Annotated in this window: 16 protein-coding genes; 11 read left to right on the forward strand and 5 right to left on the reverse strand. The window is 54.3% G+C overall.

Annotated features, from left to right (window positions below; all coding sequences use genetic code 11):
* Positions 1-26: 26 nt before the first annotated feature.
* The 3 genes from thrB to ACIKP9_RS08030 form a co-directional block, all read right to left on the reverse strand.
* Positions 27-980 carry a homoserine kinase gene (gene thrB / locus ACIKP9_RS08020; protein ID WP_400881301.1) on the reverse strand — a complete coding sequence of 318 codons (954 nt, stop codon included), beginning with the start codon at positions 978-980 and terminating at the stop codon, positions 27-29.
* Positions 981-1,056: 76 nt separating this feature from the next.
* Positions 1,057-1,398, reverse strand: a complete 342-nt coding sequence (locus tag ACIKP9_RS08025) for a DUF2782 domain-containing protein (RefSeq protein ID WP_230346546.1) — start codon at positions 1,396-1,398, stop codon at positions 1,057-1,059.
* Between the two features lie 124 nt (positions 1,399-1,522).
* On the reverse strand, positions 1,523-2,254 hold the full coding sequence (locus ACIKP9_RS08030) for an LOG family protein (RefSeq protein WP_230346547.1): 732 nt from the start codon (positions 2,252-2,254) through the stop codon (positions 1,523-1,525).
* A gap of 18 nt (positions 2,255-2,272) precedes the next feature.
* Here ACIKP9_RS08030 and polA point away from each other — a divergent pair, with 18 nt between their 5' ends.
* A complete protein-coding gene (gene polA / locus ACIKP9_RS08035) occupies positions 2,273-5,014 on the forward strand; it encodes a DNA polymerase I (protein ID WP_400881304.1) in 2,742 nt (913 codons plus the stop codon).
* 31 nt (positions 5,015-5,045) lie between these two features.
* Here polA and ACIKP9_RS08040 read toward each other — a convergent pair whose 3' ends face one another.
* Positions 5,046-5,252 (reverse strand): (2Fe-2S)-binding protein, encoded by a 207-nt coding sequence (locus tag ACIKP9_RS08040; protein WP_400881306.1) that lies wholly within the window; start codon positions 5,250-5,252, stop codon positions 5,046-5,048.
* A 112-nt stretch (positions 5,253-5,364) separates the two neighbouring features.
* On the opposite strand from ACIKP9_RS08040, the gene ACIKP9_RS08045 reads away from it, so the two are divergent.
* The 10 genes from ACIKP9_RS08045 to ACIKP9_RS08090 all read left to right on the forward strand — a co-directional run bounded on the left by ACIKP9_RS08045 (position 5,365) and on the right by ACIKP9_RS08090 (position 16,049).
* On the forward strand, positions 5,365-6,126 hold the full coding sequence (locus tag ACIKP9_RS08045; protein WP_400881308.1) for a competence/damage-inducible protein A: 762 nt from the start codon (positions 5,365-5,367) through the stop codon (positions 6,124-6,126).
* On the forward strand, positions 6,126-6,383 hold the full coding sequence (locus ACIKP9_RS08050; RefSeq protein WP_400881310.1) for a YkgJ family cysteine cluster protein: 258 nt from the start codon (positions 6,126-6,128) through the stop codon (positions 6,381-6,383). Before ACIKP9_RS08045 ends, ACIKP9_RS08050 begins: the two co-directional genes overlap by 1 nt.
* 191 nt (positions 6,384-6,574) lie before the next feature.
* Positions 6,575-8,524 (forward strand): methyl-accepting chemotaxis protein, encoded by a 1,950-nt coding sequence (locus tag ACIKP9_RS08055; RefSeq protein WP_400881312.1) that lies wholly within the window; start codon positions 6,575-6,577, stop codon positions 8,522-8,524.
* Positions 8,525-8,719: 195 nt separating this feature from the next.
* A complete protein-coding gene (gene dusB / locus ACIKP9_RS08060; protein ID WP_400881314.1) occupies positions 8,720-9,748 on the forward strand; it encodes a tRNA dihydrouridine synthase DusB in 1,029 nt (342 codons plus the stop codon).
* Positions 9,748-9,981, forward strand: a complete 234-nt coding sequence (locus ACIKP9_RS08065) for a Fis family transcriptional regulator (RefSeq protein WP_230346553.1) — start codon at positions 9,748-9,750, stop codon at positions 9,979-9,981. Before dusB ends, ACIKP9_RS08065 begins: the two co-directional genes overlap by 1 nt.
* A 27-nt stretch (positions 9,982-10,008) precedes the next feature.
* Complete coding sequence (purH, locus tag ACIKP9_RS08070; protein WP_400881316.1) at positions 10,009-11,595, forward strand: bifunctional phosphoribosylaminoimidazolecarboxamide formyltransferase/IMP cyclohydrolase; 1,587 nt, start codon at positions 10,009-10,011, stop codon at positions 11,593-11,595.
* 184 nt (positions 11,596-11,779) lie between these two features.
* On the forward strand, positions 11,780-13,048 hold the full coding sequence (purD, locus tag ACIKP9_RS08075) for a phosphoribosylamine--glycine ligase (RefSeq protein WP_400881318.1): 1,269 nt from the start codon (positions 11,780-11,782) through the stop codon (positions 13,046-13,048).
* Between the two features lie 12 nt (positions 13,049-13,060).
* Entirely contained in the window at positions 13,061-13,603 is a 543-nt protein-coding gene (locus tag ACIKP9_RS08080) for an L-threonylcarbamoyladenylate synthase (RefSeq protein WP_400881320.1), read from the forward strand.
* Positions 13,604-13,636: 33 nt separating this feature from the next.
* Positions 13,637-14,554, forward strand: coding sequence for an oxygen-dependent coproporphyrinogen oxidase (gene hemF, locus ACIKP9_RS08085; RefSeq protein ID WP_400881322.1), 918 nt, complete (start codon positions 13,637-13,639; stop codon positions 14,552-14,554).
* A gap of 94 nt (positions 14,555-14,648) precedes the next feature.
* Positions 14,649-16,049 carry an APC family permease gene (locus ACIKP9_RS08090; protein WP_400881324.1) on the forward strand — a complete coding sequence of 467 codons (1,401 nt, stop codon included), beginning with the start codon at positions 14,649-14,651 and terminating at the stop codon, positions 16,047-16,049.
* 187 nt (positions 16,050-16,236) lie between these two features.
* On the opposite strand, the gene ACIKP9_RS08095 is transcribed toward ACIKP9_RS08090, so the two are convergent.
* A complete protein-coding gene (locus tag ACIKP9_RS08095) occupies positions 16,237-18,108 on the reverse strand; it encodes a methanol/ethanol family PQQ-dependent dehydrogenase (RefSeq protein ID WP_400881326.1) in 1,872 nt (623 codons plus the stop codon).
* Positions 18,109-18,184 lie beyond the last annotated feature (76 nt).

Raw genomic sequence — 18,184 nt, forward strand, 5'->3', positions numbered from 1 at the left:
TCAGTCTGCGCCCCTTGCTGAGCGCGTTAATTGACCCAGTTTCCCAATAACTGTTCACGCTTTTCGATGCTGTTGCGCAGGATATGCTCGAAATACGCTGGATCTTTAGCGTGCGTCAACTCACCCGCCTGAGGGAAATGCAGGTCATTAAGGCGCGACAACCAGAAGCGCATCGCCGCCACCCGCAACATGCCAGGCCAGGCCTGATGCTCATCAGCGCCCAGAGGGCGTTCGGCGTGATAGGCGTTTAGTAGTGCCTGCACCCGCACGGCATCCAAACTACCATCCGGGTTGACGCACCAGTCATTCACGGCAATCGCAATGTCATATAGCAAGACATCTTGGCAAGCATAGTAGAAATCAATCACGCCACCGACCTTGTCGCCATCCATCAACACATTGTCACGGAAAAGGTCAGCGTGGATCACGCCACGCGGCAAGGCACTGGTATCAAACGCTTGCTCAAAGGCGAGCTGGGCATCGAGCATCTGGCGGTTTTCTGCTTGCAGGAATGGCGCCACCTTGGCTGCCGTTGCCACACGCCAGCGTTGACAGCGCAGGTTACTCATATCGGCCTTGAAACTGGCGCCAGCCACATGCATGCGTGCCAGTACAGTGCCAATTTCGGCACAATGCTGCGGCGTTGCTGTCTCCAGCGACTTGCCCGCCAGGCAACTCACCAGGGCGGCAGGCTTGCCATTGAGCTCACCCAGTGCAGCCCCTGTCTTATCCTTGACCGGATGCGGACAAGGAATCCCCCGCTCAGCCAGATGCGTCATCAGGTTGAGAAAATTGGGCAACTCCTCCGCACTATGCTCTTCAAACAACGTGAGCACATAGCGCCCGCTTGTTGTAGTGACGAAGTAATTGGTATTGGTGATACCCGATGCAATCCCCTGCAAATCAAGCAACTCGCCCAAGGCATAGCCCTTGAGCCATTGCTGCATCTGCTCGAATGAAACGGTGGTAAATACGGACATAGAAAACTTTTGAAAACCGGGGAAAGTGGAAACGAGGGCTAAACCACGCCCTCCTCAGGCATCAGCAACTCGATGGTTAGAACCGGAACAAGACCCACTTGGGGATACTGACTGTAGGGGCAATATCGCCTTCGCTACGCGCCCAGCCTGCATTGGAGTCTTCCTTGGTCATGTAATATGGCGCGCCGACTTTTGGCGTGACCTTGATCATGTACAAGTTACCGTTGATGCGGTATTCCTCGACGGTATCTTCACCCTTCTTGGTGATCGTCACTTCTGGCTCAGGGTTCTCACCCTCCATACCAGCAGGAGGTGGCGGAGGCTCGGGCAAAGGCTCCAGGTTATCTGGAATCTCAGCAGCAGAGGCCATCAGCGGCAAAAGAAACGCCAACATCAGCAAAATTTTATGGGTACGCATGACAATCTCAGCTCAGAATAATGCAGCAATTCTATCAAATACCCCCCTCTGCCAAAAGGGCGGTGTTGCTTATTAACAACAAGATATTGGCGCGACCAAGCACCGCTGCCAACACATCCCCTGCTTACAAGTAGAACTGCATGATTTGCTGCTCTGTGGGTGATGGCTCAAAACCTCTGGTTTCATAATGCTTGAAGATGGCTTCCACGATCTCATGAGGCTTGTCGATCACCTGTAGCAAATCGAGGTCTTCCGGCGAAATCATGCCCTCGGGAGCCAGGGTTTCCTTGATCCAGGACAACATGCCGCGCCAGAATGGCTCGTGCACCAGAATCAGTGGAATCCTGCGTGTCTTGGCGGTCTGGATGAGAGTAAGCGCCTCCATCAACTCATCCAGCGTACCAAAACCACCCGGCATCACGACGTAAGCCGAGGCATATTTCACGAACATGACTTTACGCATAAAGAAATGCTGAAAGTTCTGGCTGATGTCCTGGTAAGGGTTGCCTTTTTGCTCGTGCGGCAACTCGATATTGAGGCCAATGCTGGGCGATTTTCCCTTGTATGCGCCTTTGTTGGCAGCTTCCATGATGCCGGGGCCACCGCCGGAAATGACACTGAATCCGGCATCTGACAACAGCCGGGCGATCTCTTCCGTCAGTTTGTAATAGGGATGATCAGGCGGGGTGCGTGCGCTGCCGAAGATGGAAACCGCGGGCGTGATTTCCTTCATGCGCTCGGTCGCCTCGACGAATTCTGCCATAATCTCGAAAGCTCGCCATGATTCGCGCGCCGAGTACTTTTTGTTGGGTAAATCGGGATCAAGAATCTTGGGAAGTTTTTTTGCAGCTGACATAAGGTTCCACACTCAAAAATGAAAACATTGTTATTAGTGGACGGTTCGTCCTACCTCTATCGCGCCTTCCATGCCATGCCAGACTTGCGTAACAAGGCTGGCGAGCCCACCGGCGCCATTCAGGGCGTACTCAACATGCTGCGCCGCCTGCATAAAGACTACCCGGCCGATTATAGCGCTTGTGTATTTGATGCCAAAGGCAAAACTTTCCGCGACGATATCTACCCCGAATACAAGGCCAATCGTGCTTCCATGCCGGATGACCTACGCCTGCAAATCGAGCCTTTGCATCGCGCCATCCAAGCCATGGGCTGGCCATTGATAGTAGAAGACGGGGTAGAGGCTGACGATGTGATCGGCGCCCTGGCGAAACAGGCAGAGCGCGAAGGCATGCGGGTGATCATTTCCACAGGCGACAAAGACATTTCACAGTTAGTGAACAGTCATGTAACCGTGGTCAACACCATGCGCGACGCCTTCAGGAAAACCGATGAAGTGCTGGATGAAGCTGGCGTAGCCGCCAAATTTGGCGTACCGCCCAGCTTGATGGTGGATTACCTGATCCTGATCGGTGATAGCTCGGACAATGTGCCAGGCGTGGAAAAAGTTGGCCCCAAGACTGCGGTCAAATGGCTGACCCAATATGGCTCGCTGGACAACATCATTGCCAATGCCGACAAGATCACGGGCGTCGTAGGTGAAAACCTGCGCAAAGCCCTGCCCTGGCTGCCCACGGCCCGCGAACTGATCACCATACGCTGCGATGTTGGCATACAGGAAAACCTCTCTGACCTCGCCCCTCGCCCGCAGGACAGGGATACCCTGATTGAATTGTTTGACCGTTTTGAATTCAAGACACTTCGCCGCGAGCTGGATACTACCCCTGTGGCATCTAACGCCACCGCAGCGATCAGCAATATGCCGACTGATTTGTTTGCAGCATCTGCCGCCACCACGAGACACTTCGAGACCATATTCACTGAAGCCGCCTTGCAAAGCTGGCTGGATAAACTCAGCCAGGCCACACTGGTGTGCTTTGACACGGAAACCACCTCATTAGACCCGCTCACGGCAAAACTGGTCGGCATGTCATTTTCCGTCACGCCTGGTGAAGCCGCTTACCTGCCGCTACGCCATGACTACCCCGGCGCACCTGACCAATTGCCATTTGAAGCGACGTTAGCGCGCATCAAGCCATTGTTGGAAAACCCGGACATCAAGAAGGTTGGGCAAAACCTCAAGTACGATAAGCATGTGCTGGCTAATCACGACATTCAGCTCAATGGCATTGCCCACGACACGCTGCTGCAATCCTATGTGCTGGAAAGCCATCGCACCCACGGCATGGATGACCTTGCCATGCGCCACCTGGGCGTGAAGACCATTACCTATGAAGAAATCGCTGGTAAAGGCGCCAAGCAAGTGCCTTTCAGCCAAGTCGCCGTGGAGCAAGCCGCGGAATATGCAGCCGAAGATGCCGACATTACGCTGCAATTGCACCAGAACCTTTACCCGCAGGTGGCAGACGACGCCAAGTTGCAATACGTATACAGCCAGATCGAAATGCCGGTACTGGATATTCTCTACACCATAGAACGCAACGGTGTGTTGATCGACCAAGCCATGCTGCAAGCGCAAAGCCATGAGATCGGCCAAAAACTGATCGGGCTGGAACAACAGGCCTATGAATTGGCTGGGCAGCCATTCAACCTCGGCTCACCCAAGCAATTGCAGGAAATCCTCTTCGGCAAACTCGGCATCAAGCCTCTGAAGAAAACGCCGAGCGGCGCACCTTCCACAGATGAAGATGTATTGCAGGAATTAGCACTGGATTACCCCCTGCCCAAGGTATTGCTGGAATATCGTGGCCTGGCAAAATTAAAATCCACTTACACAGACAAGCTGCCGCGCATGATCAACCCTGACACGGGTCGCGTGCATACCAGCTACAGCCAGGCCGTCGCCATCACAGGCCGCTTGGCCAGTTCGGACCCCAATTTGCAGAATATCCCGGTGCGCACTGCCGAAGGTCGGCGCATTCGCGAAGCCTTTATCGCCAACCCGGGCCACAGCATTATCTCTGCCGATTACTCGCAAATCGAGTTGCGCATCATGGCGCACCTTTCACAAGATGAAGGCCTGTTGAGCGCGTTTGCCAAGGGTGAAGATATTCACCGCGCCACTGCAGCGGAAATTTTCGGCGTGGAACGCGATGCCGTCACTAGCGAGCAACGCCGCTATGCCAAGGTGATCAACTTCGGTCTGATCTATGGCATGAGTGCATTTGGCCTGGCGCAAAACCTGAATATAGAACGTAGCGCTGCGCAAAGTTATATAGACCGTTACTTCGCACGCTACCCCGGTGTACGTGACTATATGCAAACCACGCGCGAAGCCGCCAAGGATAGGGGCTACGTGGAAACTTTCTTTGGCCGCAGGCTATGGGTACCAGAAATCAACAGTCCCAATGGCATGCGCCGTGCGGGTGCAGAACGTGCTGCCATCAATGCGCCAATGCAAGGCACAGCGGCAGATCTGATCAAGCTGGCGATGATTGCCGTACAAGGTTGGCTGGACCGGGAAAAGCTGCAAAGCAAGCTCATTATGCAAGTACACGATGAATTGGTACTGGAAGTGCCAGATGCAGAGCTGGAGCTGGTGAAGCACACCCTGCCACAACTCATGCAAGGAGTTGCCAAGCTGGATGTACCGTTACTGGCGGAAGTGGGCGTGGGCACTAACTGGGAAGCAGCGCATTAACCAAGCAATGCCTGCTAGATAGCACAACAAGCTACTTGTCTTGTTGTGCCTGATCCAGCTCTTTCAGGTAATACTCGATTTCCCATTCGCAGCCACCACAACCGGTCATGGCACCAGTCATGTCGGCAATGCCCTGGAGATCAAAGCCCTGTTGGTGCAAGGCGCGGATTTTTCCACGCTTCACGCCACTACAAAAACAGAGGACTTCATCATCGGGGTTGTCTTTTGGCGTAGTCATAGATTCGTTTTTTCAATAACAGCGGCCTATTTTACTCATTCAACGGCAAAAACTTGCAGAACATGATGTATCTCAGGCAAATTAACAGCCACTCAAAGCGACATACCACAGCATGAACCATCATATTCCCCGCTTCGGCGCCATCATCATTGGCGATGAAATCCTCTCAGGCAAACGCCAGGATGGGCATTTATCCAAGGTGATCTCGCTGCTTGCTGAGAGAGGCCTGGCTTTGTCCTGGGCTGAATACCTCGGTGACGAGCGCGCACAAATCGTGGCCACACTGCAGCGCACCATGGCAAGCAGCGATATTGTGCTCTGCTTTGGCGGCATAGGGGCAACACCAGATGACCAAACGCGACAAGCTGCCGCCGAGGCTGCGGGATTAGCCATCGCTCGCCACCCTGGAGCGGTCGCAGAAATTGAAGCCCGTTTCGGCGAATCTGCTTACCCGAAAAGAGTATTGATGGCAGACTTCCCTGCCGGTGCCGCACTCATTCCTAACCCAGTGAATCGTGTCCCGGGCTTTTCCCTCGCCCAGCATTATTTCATGCCCGGCTTCCCGGAAATGGCATGGCCAATGACCGCATGGATACTGGATACGCATTACGCCCATTTGCATCACCAGCAAAACATCACTGAATCCTCCATCCTGGTGTTTGATGCGGGCGAAAGCCAGTTGCTTGACCTCATGGGTGATATCACACGCACATACCCATCAATCAAACTGTTCAGCCTGCCGCGCCTGGATACACGCCGCACCATTGAGCTTGGGGTCAAAGGCAAGCCTGAACAGGTACATACCGCCATGCAACATCTCCAGGCTGCGCTGGAGACAGCTGGCTACCCTTGGCAGACTGTAGATCAAGCCTAATGGAATGCCGTCCAAGCTGCGGCGCATGCTGCATCGCCCCCTCTATCAGCAGCGCCATCCCCGGAATGCCTCACGGCAAAAAAGCGGGAGAACGCTGCATACAACTGGATGCGCAAAACCGCTGCCTGATCTTCGGTCAAGCTGAGCGCCCTGCCGTATGCGCTTCCCTGAAACCCAGTGCTGAGATGTGTGGCACCAGCAATACCCAGGCATTTACCTGGTTAACACAGCTAGAACAATCCACATCTCCCGATTAAGTCACGCCCCACTGAGGTGCATGCCCCCAGCCCTCGTCGCACTCTACTAGTATCAAGTACAGCGCATTGCGCCCCTATCATCGGCTTGGCAAATCATTGACTTAGACCATCGCCCGCCAGTGGGCAGTGATGAGTTTATTGTCAGGAATATTATTTGCTTAAAGCTTTCAACCTCATCACAAAGTACTTTCATGGCTTCTTTCAACCAACTGCCACTACGCAGCAAAGTATTGGCGATCGTCAGCACTATGGTGTTACTGGGCTTTGGCCTGACTATCGCGGTGCTGACCTACAAATCCTCTACGCTGCAAAGCGAATCAGCATTGCAATACACCCGCACTCTCTCCAGGCAGCATGCCGAAGAAGTCAAAGCCGAAATCGAAAGCGCATTCGATACCGCACGCACGCTGGCCCAATCACTGGAAGGCTTGCACACAGCAGGCTTAGCCAATCGCAAGCTCGCAGACAATATGCTCAAGCATCTACTGGAGAACAATCCCGGATTCATTGGCATCTGGACAATCTGGGAACCCAATGCCTTCGATGGGCGCGATAGTGAATTCGTGAACCAGGCAGGTACGGATGGCAGCGGACGTTACATCCCCTATTGGAATCGTGGCAGCGGCAAGGTCGAAGTCACAGCCCTCACGGATTATGACCAGCCTGGCGCTGGTGACTATTACCTACTCGCACGTAATAGCGCTGAGGAAACCCTGCTAGAACCTTACGAATACGAAATTAATGGCAACAATGTGTTGATCACCAGCATGGCGGTGCCTATCCGCTACCAAGGCAAGGTGGTAGGTGTGGCAGGGGTGGATATGCTGCTGTCTGAATTCCAGAATAAAGTCAGCCAGATCAAGCCGTTCGAGAACGGTTTTGCCAGCTTGCTCTCTCACCAAGGCAGCTATATCGGTGATCGTGATGCCGCCAATGTTGGCAAGCCCACACCCAAAGCAACGGATTGGGAGCGAATTCGCCAGGCCATTCGTGCGGGTGAAGGCTATGAAGATAAAGCACTAGACAGCGTACTCAAGACTAGGGTCATGCGCATCTTCCAGCCGATTCATATCGCCCAAAGCCAGACACCTTGGTCCTTTGCAATCTCGGTGCCAGAAGACCAAGTTTTGCAAGGCGTCCGCAACCTACGCAATACCGCCATCATCATCGGCCTGCTCAGTGTCATCCTTGTCTCGGTTGCGCTGGCCTACCTACTGGACCGCATGGTGATTCGCCCCATTGGTGGGGAACCCGCAACAGCCTCGGATTTAGCGCATAACATTGCCGAGGGCAACCTGAATACACCTGTCTCGCTTGCCGCAGGCGACAAGGACAGCATGCTGCACGCGATGAGTGCAATGCAAGAACGTCTGCGTCATATTGTGAGTGATATCCGTGCCATCAGTGAGCATGTCTCCAGCGCCGCCTCGGAAATCGCCCTCGGTAATAGCGACCTCTCCAGCCGCACCGAAAACCAGGCAGCGTCACTGGAAGAAACAGCCGCCAGCGTCGAGCAACTCACCTCCACCGTAGACCAAAATACCGAGCATGCTCGCACTGCCAACCAACTGGCGGCCTCTGCCTCAAGCACCGCCGCGCGTGCTAGCGACAAGGTAAGTGATGCCGTCAACACCATCCAGCAAATCAGCGAAGAGTCGCGCAAGATGTCTGATATCACCAGCGTCATTGAGGGCATCGCCTTTCAAACCAACATCCTGGCGCTGAATGCTGCAGTGGAGGCTGCCCGCGCAGGCGAGCAAGGGCGTGGCTTTGCCGTCGTAGCACAGGAAGTGCGAAACCTAGCCCAGCGCAGCGCCAGCGCTGCCAAGGAGATCAAGCAATTGATCGATGGCTCGGTCAATATGATTACTCAAGGCTCTACGCAAGTCGTAGATGCTGGAAGTGCCATGCAGGATGTTGTCCATGCCGTGCAACAGGTCTCGAACATCATGACTGAAATTGCCCATGCCTCGGAGGAACAAAGCAGCGGTATTCAACAGATCAATATCGCGATTACCTCCATGGATGAAGTCACCCAGCAAAATGCCGCACTGGTAGAAGAAGCGATGGCCGCAGCACACTCACTGGATGACCAGGCCCAACAATTGATCAAGGCGATTTCCGTTTTTAAATTGTCATGAAAACGCACCCATATAAAAGCATAGAGAGATTAAGTCACCCAGCCTATTAGGCGTGCAAGTTAAAGTAAAACATTGAGTTAACTTCCCTGTATTGAAGCGAAAGTGGAATCAACGCCATGAATATATGCTTTGTTCTCCTTCGATTTGCATATAAAATAGGCAGCTTTTCCATGTCACTGATACGGTTATAGTCTGGTGCAGATCGGTCCTTACAAGCTAAAGAACAATCTGGTCGTCGCCCCCATGGCAGGCGTGACTGACCGGCCTTTCCGCGTACTCTGCAAGAAAATGGGCGCAGGCCTCGCCGTAAGCGAGATGGTGACTTCCAACTCGCTGTTGTACGGTAGCGCCAAGACGCTGCGCCGTGCCAACCATGAAGGCGAAGTCGACCCGATCTCGGTCCAGATCGCTGGTGCCGACCCCAAGATGATGGCAGAAGCCGCCAAGCACAATGTGGATAACGGCGCCCAGATCATCGACATCAACATGGGCTGCCCCGCGAAGAAGATCTGTAACGTCATGGCTGGCTCCGCCCTGCTCAAGGACGAACCGCTAGTCGCGCAAATCCTCAAAGCAGTAGTCGCGGCAGTCGATGTACCGGTCACGCTCAAGATTCGTACTGGTTGGGACAAAAACAACCGCAATGCCGTGGCTGTCGCCAAGATGGCAGAAGACATTGGCGTAAAAGCACTTGCCATGCATGGCCGTACCCGCGCCTGCTTGTATATGGGCGATGCAGAGTACGACACGATTGCCGCCGTCAAGCAAGCCATCAACATTCCACTGATCGCCAATGGCGACATCACTACGCCAGAAAAAGCCAAGTTCGTGCTTGACTACACCAAGGCTGACGCAGTGATGATAGGTCGCGCCGCACAAGGCCGCCCCTGGATTTTCCGCGAAACCGAGCATTTCCTTGCCACTGGCGAGCACCTACCCGCGCCGGAAGTGGACGAAATCCATCAAGTCATGCTGGAGCACATCCACGACCTGTACGACTTCTATGGCGAGCTGACTGGCATGCGCGTGGCTCGCAAGCATATCTCCTGGTACACCAAGGGTTTGGTGGGCTCGGCAAACTTCCGCCACCACATGAACCAATTGCAGACTGTCGAAGAACAATTGCAGTCGATCAACGACTTCTTTAGCGAACTCAAGCAGCGCGATACGCGCCTGCAATACACGGCTGAACCTGCCGCTGACGATGAGGCGATCGCCGCGTAATGAGTAGCCAGGATCTCGCCAGCTGCGTACGCGCGGCCCTGGATGAATATTTCAAGGACCTAGATGGTCAACCGCCCCATGCCGTTTATGACATGGTGCTGCAATGCATGGAAAAACCCTTGCTGGAATACGTGCTGAACCGAGCGGGCGGCAACCAAAGCAAGGCGGCCGAGATTCTTGGCCTCAATCGCAATACCCTGCGTAAGAAACTCCAGCAACACAATCTTCAATAACCTCTTCTCTTAAGAAGCTTTTTCATTATGGCTGTGATCAAACGTGCGCTTATCAGTGTTTCTGATAAAACCGGCATCCTCGAATTTGCGAAAGCCCTTTCCGGCTTTGGCGTTGAAATCCTTTCCACCGGCGGTACCGCCAAGCTGTTCCGTGACCACGGCATCGCCGTGATCGAAGTCAGTGACTACACTGGCTTCCCGGAAATGCTGGATGGCCGGGTCAAAACACTACACCCCAAGGTACATGGTGGCCTGCTGGGTCGCCGCGAATTACCGGAGCATGTGGCTGCGATGCAACAGGCTGACATCCCCAACATTGATATGTTGGTGGTAAACCTCTACCCATTTGAAGCCACGGTGGCACGCCCTGATGCTACGCTGGAAGACGCGATCGAGAACATCGACATCGGTGGCCCGGCCATGGTGCGCTCTGCCGCCAAGAACTGGCAAGACGTTGCCGTATTGACCGATGCAGTCCAGTACGAAGATGTGTTGGCAGAAATGCGCAGCACCAATGGCGCAACCAGTAAAGCAACACGCTTTGCCCTGTCTGTTGCAGCGTTCAACCGCATCAGCAACTATGATGGCGCGATCAGTGACTACCTGTCGTCCTTCAATGCCGACGGCACCCGCAATGAATTCCCTGGCCAAGTGAATGGCCGCCTGGTTAAGGTACAGGATCTACGCTACGGCGAGAACCCACACCAGAAGGCTGCGTTCTACCGCGACCTTTACCCAGCCCCTGGTTCCTTGGTGACTGCACAGCAATTGCAGGGCAAAGAACTCTCCTACAACAACATCGCAGATGCCGATGCCGCCTGGGAGGCCGTCAAGAGTTTCGATAGCACTGCCTGCGTCATCGTCAAGCATGCCAACCCATGCGGCGTAGCGATTGGTGCAAGCCCACTTGAAGCCTATCAAAAAGCCTTCCAAACCGACCCTACTTCCGCATTTGGCGGCATCATTGCCTTTAACCACACCCTTGATCAGGCAACTGCAGAAGCTGTTTCCAAGCAGTTTGTTGAAGTGCTGATTGCCCCGGACTACACCGAGGAGGCACTGGAAGTTTTCAAGGCCAAGGCCAATGTACGCGTACTGAAGATTGCGCTGCCTAGCGGCGGTGACAGCGCCTGGAGCCGTGGCCGCAACTCCCACGATACCAAGCGCGTAGGCTCAGGCCTCTTGATCCAGACTGCTGATAATCACGAAATTAATGTCGCTGACATCAAGGTCGTCACCAAGAAGCAACCAACACCCGAACAACTGGAAGACCTGTTGTTCGCCTGGCGCGTGGCCAAGTACGTCAAGTCCAATGCTATTGTCTTCTGCGGCAATGGCATGACCTTGGGTGTAGGCGCAGGCCAGATGAGCCGTGTCGACAGTACCAAGATCGCAGCGATCAAGGCACAGAATGCCGGGCTAACCCTGCAAGGTTCTGCCGTGGCTTCCGATGCCTTCTTCCCGTTCCGCGATGGCGTGGATGTGCTGGCAGAAGCCGGTGCGACTTGCGTCATCCAGCCGGGTGGCAGCATTCGTGATGATGAGGTGATTGCGGCAGCGGATGAGCATGGCTTGGTGATGATATTCACCAATATCCGCCACTTCCGCCATTAAAGAATAGAACATATCTTTGCTAGCGGCGTTGCGACTCCTGGTCGTACCCAAATGTACCGCATGCGTCGCCGCGCCTTGCTATCAAGAACCTGTTCTATTTTCTCGCCGTGATGGGCAAATAAAATATTGCCACGGGTTTAAAATGCTGACTTCATAGCTCAGTTTGTAGCGTTAAAGGATAACAATGAAAGTTCTGGTAATTGGCGGCGGTGGACGTGAGCACGCACTTGCATGGAAACTCGCTCAGAGCGAGCGTATCAGCCGCGTATTTGTGGCACCAGGCAATGCAGGCACCGCGCTTGATCCCGATATGGTCAATGTGCCCATCACTACAGTGCCCGACTTGGTCGAGTTTGCGCAACAAGAACAAATCGGCCTCACTGTCGTCGGCCCTGAGGCTCCGTTATCACAAGGCGTTGTAGATGCCTTCCGTGCAGCTAATCTCAAAATATTTGGCCCCACTCAAGCAGCAGCCCAATTAGAAAGCTCAAAGGATTTCGCCAAGGCATTCATGATCCGCCATGAAATCCCGACTGCAGCTTATGCCACATTCACGGATGCCGCAGCTGCCCATGACTATGTGAAGCAACAAGGCGCCCCTATCGTCATCAAGGCCGATGGATTAGCTGCTGGCAAGGGCGTGGTCGTCGCCATGAGCGAAGACGAAGCACATGACGCTATTGATGCCATGCTGGCTGACAATAAGCTAGGTGCCGCCGGTGCACGCGTAGTGATTGAAGAGTTCCTCACGGGCGAAGAAGCCAGCTTTATCGTCATGGTGGATGGTAAAAACATTCTGCCACTCGCCACCAGCCAGGATCATAAGCGCCTGCTCGACGGCGACCAAGGCCCGAACACTGGTGGCATGGGCGCTTACTCGCCCGCGCCTGTGGTCACGCCTGACATCCACGCCAAAGTCATGCGTGAAATCATTGCGCCGACTGTGGCAGGCATGGCCAAGGATGGCATTCCCTATACCGGCTTTCTCTATGCTGGCCTGATGATCAGTGAAGATGGCAACGTCAAGACGCTGGAATTCAACTGCCGCATGGGTGACCCCGAAACACAGCCTATCATGCTACGCCTGAAGACCGACTTGGTTGGATTAGTAGAGCACGCTGTCAACGGCACCCTGAACGAAGCGCAGACCGATTGGGATCGCCGTAGTGCCTTGGGTGTTGTACTGGCCTCGGCCAACTACCCGGAAACCCCGCGCCTGGGCGACGAGATTACCGGCCTGCCGAAAACACTGGAAGATGCCCACGTCTTCCATGCAGGCAGCACCATGAAGGATGGCAAGGTCGTGACCAGCGGTGGCCGCGTGCTATGCGTTGCTGCATTGGGCGAAACGGTGAAATACGCGCAAGCACGCGCCTATAAGATTGTTGATGACATCCATTTCGATGGCATGCAGTTCCGCCGCGATATTGGCTACCGCGCCGTCAAATCCTAGGGAATCGATATCTTGCAAGCACGCGCACTACAGGCATTTCTTCGTAGCGGCGGTGTCATTGCCTATCCCACTGAGTCTTGCTTCGGGCTTGGTTGCGACCCAACCAACCCGCATGCTCTCAAACGCCTGCTACGCATCAAGGGCCGTCCACAACGCAAGGGCCTGATCGTCATTACTGACCGTTTTGCCCATTTGCAAGCACTGATTGCCCCGACCACCGCGGAACAAAAGCAACGCATGTTTGAGCGTTGGCCAGGCCCGCATACCTGGCTGGTGCCAGCGTCAAAACGTTGCCCTGCCCTATTGCGGGGCAAGCATACCTCTCTGGCCGTGCGCGTCACGGCCAACCCATTCGCGGCGAATCTCTGCCGCAATGCTGGCATGGCATTGGTTTCTACCAGTGCCAACCACAACGGCCGGGTTCCGGCCAAAACCACTCGTGAATGTCTTCGCCTGTTTGGCAGCCGTGTCAGGGTCTTGCCCGGCAGGACTGGCGGCGCGAGTAAACCTTCGACCATACAGGATCTGCTCACGGGCACTATCCTGCGCCCGTGATGCCATATGATCCGGTGATACCTGGAGAGCTTCATGAACACCAATGCAATCTTCGACTACCTTCAAGGCCTGCAAACCCGCATCGTGGAATCTATCGAGCTGGTAGATGGCAAGCGCTTCCTGCACGATAGCTGGCAGCGAGCGGAAGGCGGTGGCGGCACGTCCTGCATGCTGGAAGAAGGTAATGTGTTCGAGCGCGCGGGTATCGGTTTCTCCCATGTCATCGGCAGCAAACTGCCGCCTTCCGCCAGCGTCGCCCACCCCGAGGCTGCTGGGCGCAGTTGGCAAGCCATGGGCGTTTCGCTGGTGTTCCATCCGCGTAACCCTTATGTCCCTACCGTGCACATGAACGTACGCTTCTTTGTGGCAGAAAAACCCGGCGAAGCGCCCATCTGGTGGTTTGGTGGCGGCATGGACCTTACGCCTTACTATGGCTTTGAAGAAGACGCGGTGCACTTCCATCGCACTTGCCGCGATGCAGTTGCACCATTTGGCGATGACTATTACGACCGCTTCAAGAAAGAGTGCGATGAGTATTTCTACCTCAAGCACCGCAAAGAAGCGCGCGGCATAGGCGGTATTTTCTTTGATGATTTCAGCGAATTGGGTTTCGAGCAAAGCTTTGCCTTCCAGCGCAGCGTAGGCGATGCCTTCATCAATGCTTACCTGCCCATCGTGCAACGCCGCAAGGATACGCCCTACGGTGAGCGTGAGCGCGATTTCCAGGCTTACCGCCGTGGCCGCTATGTCGAGTTCAACCTGATCTACGATCGCGGCACCATCTTTGGCCTGCAATCCAATGGCCGCACCGAGTCCATCCTGTTGTCCATGCCGCCTATCGTCAAATGGCGCTACGATTGGGAGCCTGAAGCAGGCTCCGCTGAAGCCAAGCTCTATACCGACTTCATCACCGGGCGTGATTGGCTAGCGGAAAGCACCCAGGCGAAATAAGCCCACACATGCCCAGGCTGGGTGAAATTGAGAGCCTGGGCATAATTCGTGCATACTAGAAACACCAACTAGAACACCCTCAAAGGGAGCCCGTATGTTTGCACAACTCTTCCGCACCAAACCTGTCGCGGCTAGCCATCACAGCGGGCTAAGAAAATGCCTGACTGCATTTGATCTCGCCTTGCTGGGCGTGGGTTGTGCCATCGGAACGGGCATCTTTGTACTGACAGGCATTGCCGCTGCCATGTACTCTGGCCCTGCCGTTATTGTTTCCTTCATCATCGCCGGGCTGGCCGCAGGATTTGCAGGCTTCGCTTATGCCGAACTCGCAGCCTCGGTCGGTGGTTCTGGTAGTGCCTATGGCTATAGCTATGTGGCGTTTGGCGAATTCAGCGCCTGGATGATTGCCTGGATACTATTACTCGAATATGGCGTGGGGGCTGCCGCCGTTGCCAATGGCTGGTCGGGCTACTTTATCAACACGCTGGCCAACTTCGGCATCACCATTCCAGAAGCCTGGACCAAGGCACCTAGCCAAGGAGGCATCATCAACCTGCCCGCCTTTGGCATCATCTGGGTGTTGGTCCTGGTATTGATTAGCGGCGTCAAACAAAGCTCCACCGTCAATAACATCATGGTGGCCATCAAGCTCAGCACCATTGCCATCTTCCTCGCCATTGCCGTCGGGCATATCAACACAGATAACTGGCAGCCATTCTCGCCATTCGGCTGGTTCGCTACACAGCCAGATGGCAATAATATCGGCATCCTTGCCGGTGCCTCACTGGTCTTTTTTGCCTACTTTGGCTTCGATGCCGTTTCTACCGCCGCCGATGAAGCCCGTAATCCACAGCGCGATCTGCCTATCGGCCTCATCGCCTCCGTGACCTTCTGCACCATCGTCTACATCCTGGTCTCAGGCACACTCACCGGTGTTGTGCACTACTCTGACCTGAATGTCTCCTCCCCCGTGGCCTATGCACTCAGCAAAATAGGCTACAGCTGGTCATCCACACTGGTTGCCACTGGCGTACTGGCCGGGCTCATCACGGTATTACTGGTATTGCTTTATGGCCTCACCCGCATTCTCTATGCCATGAGCCGCGATGGACTACTGCCCGCCGCCTTTTCCAAGGTCGATCCAGAACGACAATCACCCAATCGTGTCATCCTGTTCTGTGGCAGCATGATTTCCATCGTTGCCGGCTTTTTCCCGCTCGGCACCCTGGCAGAAACCGTCAACATCGGTACCCTCGCCAGTTTCGTCATGGTGTGCATCGGCGTCATCGTCCTGCGCAAACGCCAGCCCAACCTGCCACGCCCATTCAAGAACCCTTGGGGCCCTACCATTCCCCTGCTAGGTATAGTCTCATGCAGCACATTAATGGCCTTCCTACCTGGTGAAACCTGGCATCGCTTCCTCATCTGGGTAGGTATAGGCATGGTCACGTATTTCGCTTACTCCATGCACCACAGCAAACTCAGGCAACCCTAACTTAGGCCAATCTGAATGGTGTTGCGGTGCAACACTGCCTAGTGTCTGCTGGGTTTCTTCTTTTCTGGTGGAACTCACGCTTGTGCTGTTAGGCAAAAAAAAGCCAGTCCACAAGGGACTGGCAGAAGGGACTACTAAAATGGAGATGAGCCCTGCCTTGCGGCAGGGATACTACTAACGATGGTTATTAAAGACCGAAGACGTTGAGTGCACCACCACCAGGTGCTGCATTCCACTCCTTCAACTCCTTGTAACCACCGGCTGCGCCCAGACCATCGTTATCGTTGGTCAGGCCCAGGTTCATTGCCACACCTGCCCAGCCACCAATGCCGGAGAGAACTGCGACGTATTGCTTGCCCTTGTGGCCGTAGGTGATCGGGTTACCGACAACACCAGAGCCCACACGGAATTTCCAAAGCTCCTTGCCGCTCTTAGCATCAACCGCTTTCAACCAGCGATCCAGCGTGCCATAGAAGACAACGTCAGATGCAGTGGCCAAAGCACCGCTCCAAACGGAGAACTTTTCTTTCTTGTACCAAGCTTGCTTGCCCTTGAGACCATCCCAAGCCATGAAACCACCCATGACACCATCAGGACCAGGGTACATGCTCAGGGTTGCGCCCACCCAAGGCTGACCAGCCACATATTTCACTTCTACAGGCTCGTAGTCCATGCAAACGTGGTTAAGCGGTACATAGAACAACTTGGTCTTGGGAGAGTAAGCCGCAGGTTGCTGATCCTTCACACCTAGCGCAGCAGGGCAAATGCCTGTGACATTCACATCTTCATGGGTAGAGAACTTAGGATCTTTGTGTGGAATACCAGTCGCCAGATCAATGCCAGTCGCCCAGTTGACGAATGGATGCATTTTTTCAGCCACCAGCAACTTGCCGGTTTCACGGTTTAAGGTATAGCCAAAACCGTTACGATCAAAATGGCTGGCCAATTTCTTGCCATCAGCTTCCCAAAGGATGGTTTCGTTGACAGCGTCAAAGTCCCACTCATCGTGAGGAGTCAACTGATAACCCCACTTGGCAAAACCAGTGTCTAGGTCGCGAGCGAAAATAGTCATGGACCACTTGTTGTCACCAGGACGTACATCCGGGTTCCAAACAGATGGGTTACCTGTGGAGTAGTAAACCAGGTTCAACGCGGAATCGTAGGAGTACCAACCCCAAGTCGCGCCGCCACCTTGTTCCCAACCATTCTTGGTTGCTTGTGGCTTGAGCCATGTCTTCACGCCCAAGTCTTTCTCTGGGAACTTCAGCTTGTCCTTGGGCAGAGCCTTGTAGGAACCGCCTTCTTTGTTACCACCGTTCACGTCTTCATAAACAGACAGTGCGCTGTAGTGAGGGTTGTCCTTGTTGAAGTCCTTATCAATCAGCACTTCAGTATCAGGGCCTGTGCTGTAGGCACGCCATGCAATCGAACCATCCTTGATGTTGTAAGCAGTCAGGTAGCAGCGCACGCCATACTCACCACCTGAACAGCCGGTGATGACCTTGTCCTTGAACACATGAGGAGCATTGGTGGTTGTCGCACCTTGCTTCACGTCAACAACGGTGGTATCCCATACCTTGGCACCAGTCTTGGCATCCAGAGCAACCAATACACCGTCGTTCTGTTGCAGGAAAATCTTGCCATCGCCATAAGCCAGGCCACGGGTCACGTTATCGCAGCACAGCAACGCCTGGACAGAAGGATCTTGCTTGGGGAAGTAAGACCACTTGATCTTTTCTTCGTTGTTCAGATCAAGCGCGTACACGTTGTTAGGGAATGCAGTGGCAAAATACATGGTATCGCCGATCACTAGTGGCGCACCTTCATGACCACGGTTCACACCGGTCGCAAACGTCCAGGCAGCCTTCAGGTTCTTGATGTTGGCCTTGTTGATCTGGGACAGCTTGCTGTAACCATTGCTGGCATAGTTCTTACGCTGTGACACCCACTGATTGTCATCCTGCATCAGCTTTTCCAGGTCGTCTGCTGCAAAAGCAGGAAGGGATACCAGGCCGATCAGGCCAGCACCCAGTGCTATTTTCAAATGCTTCGCTTTCAAGGGATATTCTCCGATAGTGTGTTTGTTGTTTTATTGCTGCGCTGATGTTCTCCACCTCAGCCAGCACCATGACCAT

The organism is Methylobacillus methanolivorans (assembly GCF_044751345.1).
GTDB lineage: Bacteria > Pseudomonadota > Gammaproteobacteria > Burkholderiales > Methylophilaceae > Methylobacillus > Methylobacillus methanolivorans.